Annotated in this window: 6 protein-coding genes; 5 read left to right on the forward strand and 1 reads right to left on the reverse strand. The window is 74.6% G+C overall.

All coding sequences use genetic code 11. The features are described from left to right. The first annotated feature begins 112 nt into the window (after positions 1–112). Together ABD323_RS38005 and ABD323_RS38010 are read left to right on the forward strand one after the other, a co-directional pair. On the forward strand, positions 113–544 hold the full coding sequence (locus ABD323_RS38005) for a PPOX class F420-dependent oxidoreductase (RefSeq protein ID WP_344446669.1): 432 nt from the start codon (positions 113–115) through the stop codon (positions 542–544). 115 nt (positions 545–659) lie between these two features. Continuing rightward, positions 660–1,475 (forward strand): class I SAM-dependent methyltransferase, encoded by an 816-nt coding sequence (locus ABD323_RS38010; RefSeq protein ID WP_344446670.1) that lies wholly within the window; start codon positions 660–662, stop codon positions 1,473–1,475. 57 nt (positions 1,476–1,532) lie between these two features. Here ABD323_RS38010 and ABD323_RS38015 read toward each other — a convergent pair whose 3' ends face one another. Further along, positions 1,533–1,901 carry a VOC family protein gene (locus tag ABD323_RS38015; RefSeq protein ID WP_344446671.1) on the reverse strand — a complete coding sequence of 123 codons (369 nt, stop codon included), beginning with the start codon at positions 1,899–1,901 and terminating at the stop codon, positions 1,533–1,535. A 63-nt stretch (positions 1,902–1,964) separates the two neighbouring features. Here ABD323_RS38015 and ABD323_RS38020 point away from each other — a divergent pair, with 63 nt between their 5' ends. The 3 genes from ABD323_RS38020 to ABD323_RS38030 all read left to right on the forward strand — a co-directional run. Beyond that, positions 1,965–2,423: a MarR family winged helix-turn-helix transcriptional regulator gene (locus ABD323_RS38020; RefSeq protein ID WP_344446672.1), complete on the forward strand. Its 459-nt coding sequence runs from the start codon at positions 1,965–1,967 to the stop codon at positions 2,421–2,423. An 801-nt stretch (positions 2,424–3,224) separates the two neighbouring features. Beyond that, entirely contained in the window at positions 3,225–3,638 is a 414-nt protein-coding gene (locus ABD323_RS38025) for a hypothetical protein (protein WP_344446673.1), read from the forward strand. 38 nt (positions 3,639–3,676) lie between these two features. Then, on the forward strand, positions 3,677–4,348 hold a 672-nt coding region (locus ABD323_RS38030), incomplete at its 3' end, for an ALF repeat-containing protein (RefSeq protein WP_344446674.1).

Below are 4,348 nucleotides of genomic sequence, written 5' to 3' on the forward strand. Positions count from 1 at the left end.
GTGCGTCGGCCGGCCCGGGGCCGTGGGTCGCCCGGACGCGGGTGGCCCGGCCGTGGATCGCCCGGCCGTGGATCGCCCGGCCGCGGGGCCCGCGGGCCCTAGACTGCGGGCCATGGACGACCCGTCGCAGGACCAGCTCGAACGCCTGATCAGCCTCTCCACCGGCAGCTACCTGCTGGTCACCACCTTCCGCAAGGACGGCACCGGCGTGCCCACCCCGGTCTGGGTGGTCCGCGACGGCGACGCGCTCGGCATCTGGACGGTGACCGGCTCGTGGAAGGTGCGCCGCATCCGCAACCGCCCGGACGTCCTGGTGGGCCCCTGCGACGTGCGCGGCAACCCGACCGGCCCGCAGGTCCCCGGTGTGGCCGAGATCTGCCCGCCCCAGCGCACCGCGGCCTACCGCACCCTGCTGCGCCAGAAGTACGGCCTGCTCGGCGTCCTCACCCTGCTCGGCAGCCGGCTGCGCCGCGGCACCGACGGCACCATCGGCATCCGGATCACCCTGACCGCCCCGCCCGCCGCGGCGGACCCCTCCTCCTAGGCCCTGCCCGGCCCCCGGGCGGCAGGCCCCCGGGACGGGCCCCAGGACGGCCACAGGACGGGCCCGGGAAGGGCCCCCGCCCCACCGGCCCCCGCACCGGCGCGAGAATGGCCGCATGGCGAACGATCACAGCTACCTCCTCGACAACCGGCAGCGCGAAGCGGGAGTGCGCTTCGACGCGCTGGCCGAACTCTTCGACCCGTGGACACTCGAGCACCTCGAGCGGCTGGGCCCGGCCCGCGGCTGGCACTGCTGGGAGGTCGGCGCCGGCGGGCCCTCGGTGCCGGCCGCGCTGGCCCGGCGGGTCGGTCCGGACGGCCGGGTCCTGGTCACCGACATCGACACCACGTGGCTGGACGGCCTGGCCGCGCCGGCCCGTGGCTCATCGGCCCGGATCGAGGTGCACCGGCACGACGTGGCCGCGGACGAGCCGCCACAGGGACCCTTCGACCTCGTGCACGCCCGGCTGGTCCTGGTGCACGTCACCGGGCGGGCCGAGGCGCTGCGCCGGATGGCCTCCGCCGTCCGGCCGGGCGGCCTGCTGGTCATCGAGGACGCCGACCCCGCCCTGCAGCCCCTCGCCTGTCCCGACGAGCGCGGGCCGGCCGAGGAACTCGCCAACCGGATCCGCCGGGGCTTCCGCGCCCTGCTCGCCGAACGCGGCGCCGACCTCGCCTTCGGCCGCACCCTGCCGGCCCTGCTCCGCGCGGCCGGCCTCACCGACGTCCACGCCGAGGGCTACTTCCCCGTCACCTCGCCCGCCTGCCGCCGGCTCGAGGCCGCCACCGTGCGCCAGCTCAGGGACCAGCTGATCACCGGTCAGGGCATCGCCCCGGCCGACCTGGACCGCCACCTGGAGAACCTGGCGACCACCGAACTCGACGTCACCACCGCCCCCCTGATCACCGCCTGGGCCCGCCGCCCGGCCTGACCTCGGCACGGTTGCCCGCCGGCCGGGCCGGACGGGCGCCGGTCGCCCCCCGATCGATCAAGCGCGGTCGTGGAGCGTGACCTGGTAGCCGTCGGGGTCGGCGAAAGTGAAGGTGCGCCCGAAGGGACCGTCGATCGGTGCCATGGCGATGGTGTGACCGTCGGCGAGGAGCGCGTCGTGGATGGCCTGGACGTCGGTGGCGTGGAGCCAGATCGCGGCACCGATGCCGGGCTGGGCGACGGATGCGAGGTCGGTGCCGGGAAGGACGTCGCGCAGTGCGAACGCGATCGGCTTCGTTTCGAAGACGACGGCGTGCGGAGGTCCGGCCGGCGAGCGGACGAGGCCCAGGTACCGCTCGTAGAACGCCTGCGAAGCGTCGAGGTCGCGCACTTGGAGCGAGATGAAGTCGGGGCCGGTGGCGGGCATGATGACACTCCTTGTCCGTGTGTCAGTTTTCTGACACGCGTCAACGTATGTCAGAATACTGACATGGGTCAAGAAGGTGTCGGCGTCGACCTGGAGACGTCCCTGGGCTACCTGCTCAAAGAGGCGTCGAGCGCCCTGCGCGCGGCCATGGAGGAAGTGCTGCGCCCGCTCGGGATGAGCGTGACGCACTACTCCTGCCTCGAACTGCTGGCGCAGCGACCGGGCTTGTCGAACTCCGAGCTCGCCCGGGGCGCGTTCGTGACACGGCAGACGATGAACGTGCTGCTCCAGGCCCTGGAACGGGACGGCTACGTGAGCAGGCCCGCGGAGGCGCCCGTCGGCAAGGCGCTTCCCACCCGGCTCACGCCCAGCGGTCGCCGAAGCCTCGAGGAGGCGAGCGCAGCGGTCCGGTCCGTCGAGGCCAGAATGCTGGCCGGCCTGACCGGGACCGAGCAGTCGGAAGCGTTCCGGATCCTGCGGAGCATGATCCGTTCCCTGCACGGTGACGACGAGGGCGCATAGCCGGTTGCGGCGGCGCACGTCCGGTCGGGCTCTGACAGGAGTGCCCAAGCCCTGCTGATGGTCTTCCGGAGGACTGCCGCAGCAGTACCAGTGCACGTTGCCCCACTCGTAGTCGTGCCGCAGCTGCCGCTCCGGGTGGTGAACGTGGTTCCTCCACAGGCGCACGGCGGCAGTGACATCCCCTGGTTGCAGGTCGCTCCGGATGCGTTCGAGGCGGGCGACCTCGGCGAGCGCCCGCGAGGAGGCACCGTCGATCGCGGGCCTTGAAGCCCGGGTCCGGTGGAGGGGATGACTGGCCCTGATGTGCGCCGAGCGTCTACGCGGCACGGGCCTTTCGGTTCGTCATCGCACGGGGATGCGGCGCACGGTGGCGGGCTGAGCCCCCAGTACGCGGGCCGCCCGCTCCGCGGTGCGGCGGCCTCCCTCGTGCGCGCGGCCACCGGTCGCCGAGCGGTGGGGCTCGGTACGGAATTCGCCGATGCGCGCGCCGTGAGGGCGAGTTTCGCCCACTTCGCGGTCCCGCGAAGCCTGTTGCGCAGACCTCGACGCCAGCATGGAGGTCAGCCGCTCCGCCCGCCCCCCGGGGCACCGGAGCAGGGCCGACGGTGCGTCAACGCCGCAGGCCCACGGCTTCCCCTCCGCCCGGAAGGCTCGGGGGTCCGCGTCGCCCCGCGTCGCCCCGCTGCGGCCGAATGCAGCCGATGCGCGGGCCGGCACCACCAACCCACCTGCGACCGACGGCCGTTCACCATCGTGTGCGTGCGCTGCCGTCGGTCTGCCCCACCGATCAGGAGTCGATCCTTGGACACCACCTTCTGGAGCAGGCGCCGGATCCTGACCGTGGCCGCCGCGGCCGTGGCGGCCACCGCGCTGCCCCTCACCGCGACCGCCCGGGCCTTCGCCGCCACGGCCGGCCCGGCCGGCGTCCCCACCCTTCCCTCCCTGCCGGACACTCCCCGGGCCAGGGCCGTCACCGCGTGGCTGTGCGGCGGCAGGGCGACCCGCACGGCCGCGGCCGCCGCCCTCGTCGGCACGGGCGCGGGCGTCGCGGCGTTCGTCGCCACCGGGCTGCCCCCCCCCCTCGCCGAGGGCAACCCCGCCCGCCCGCGCCCGCCGCTCTCGTCGGCACGGACGCGGACGTCGCGGCGTTCGTCGCCACGGGGCTGCCCGCCGCCGTCGCCGAGGACAACCGCGCCGCCCTCTTCCGTTCGCTGACCTCCTCGGGCAGGGGCACCACCGCCGAGATCTCGCGCGTGCTGGGTGCGGGTGACACCGAGATCGCGGCCTTCCTGGCCGGCGGGTACGTGACGGCGCAGCAGGAGGACCTCAACGTCCTCACCTTCACCCTCAAGGCCCAGGGCGGCAAGAGCGTGCAGGCGGCCGCGGACGCCGCGCTCGCCGACGGCTCCGGGGACGCGCTGATGAGGTTCGTCACCGCCACGCAGTTCGGCGCGCGCCTCGAGGACGAGACGGCCGAGGTCTTCAGGATCCTCACCGGCGCCGGGCCCGAACTGACGACGTACGCACAGCGCGCCCTGGACGACGGGAGCGCGGACGCCGTCCGCTGGTTCCTGGAGATCGGTCAGAACATCGCGCGGGTCCGTGACGACGAGGCGGCGACCATCGAGCAGCTCGTCGCGGTCGTCGAACGGCAGTCCAAGCGCGCTCAGTTGACGACCGAGCAGGCGAAGGAGGAGTCGGACAAGGCGAAGGCCGCGGCCGCCGAGGCCAGAAACGCCGCCCAGAAGGCCGCCGCCGACGCGCAGGCCGCCGAGCAGGCCGTCGCCAAGTCCGCGGCGCCCGCCCGCAAGGCCGCCGGCGCCGCCCAGGGCGCGGCGAACGCCGCCTCCAGCGCCATCTCCGCCTCCTACGCCGCCCAGTCCGCGGCCCGCAAGGCCGCCTGGGCGGCGCACGCGACGACGGCC

This window comes from Kitasatospora nipponensis (assembly GCF_039528135.1).
Classification (GTDB): domain Bacteria; phylum Actinomycetota; class Actinomycetes; order Streptomycetales; family Streptomycetaceae; genus Kitasatospora; species Kitasatospora nipponensis.

What these genes read in the sequence shown, in the direction of transcription:
- ABD323_RS38005 (WP_344446669.1), top strand. Translation starts at nt 113, where the DNA reads ATGGACGACCCGTCGCAGGACCAGCTCGAACGCCTGATCAGCCTCTCC.
- ABD323_RS38010 (WP_344446670.1), top strand. Translation starts at nt 660, where the DNA reads ATGGCGAACGATCACAGCTACCTCCTCGACAACCGGCAGCGCGAAGCG.
- ABD323_RS38015 (WP_344446671.1), bottom strand. Translation starts at nt 1,901, where the DNA reads ATGCCCGCCACCGGCCCCGACTTCATCTCGCTCCAAGTGCGCGACCTC.
- ABD323_RS38020 (WP_344446672.1), top strand. Translation starts at nt 1,965, where the DNA reads ATGGGTCAAGAAGGTGTCGGCGTCGACCTGGAGACGTCCCTGGGCTAC.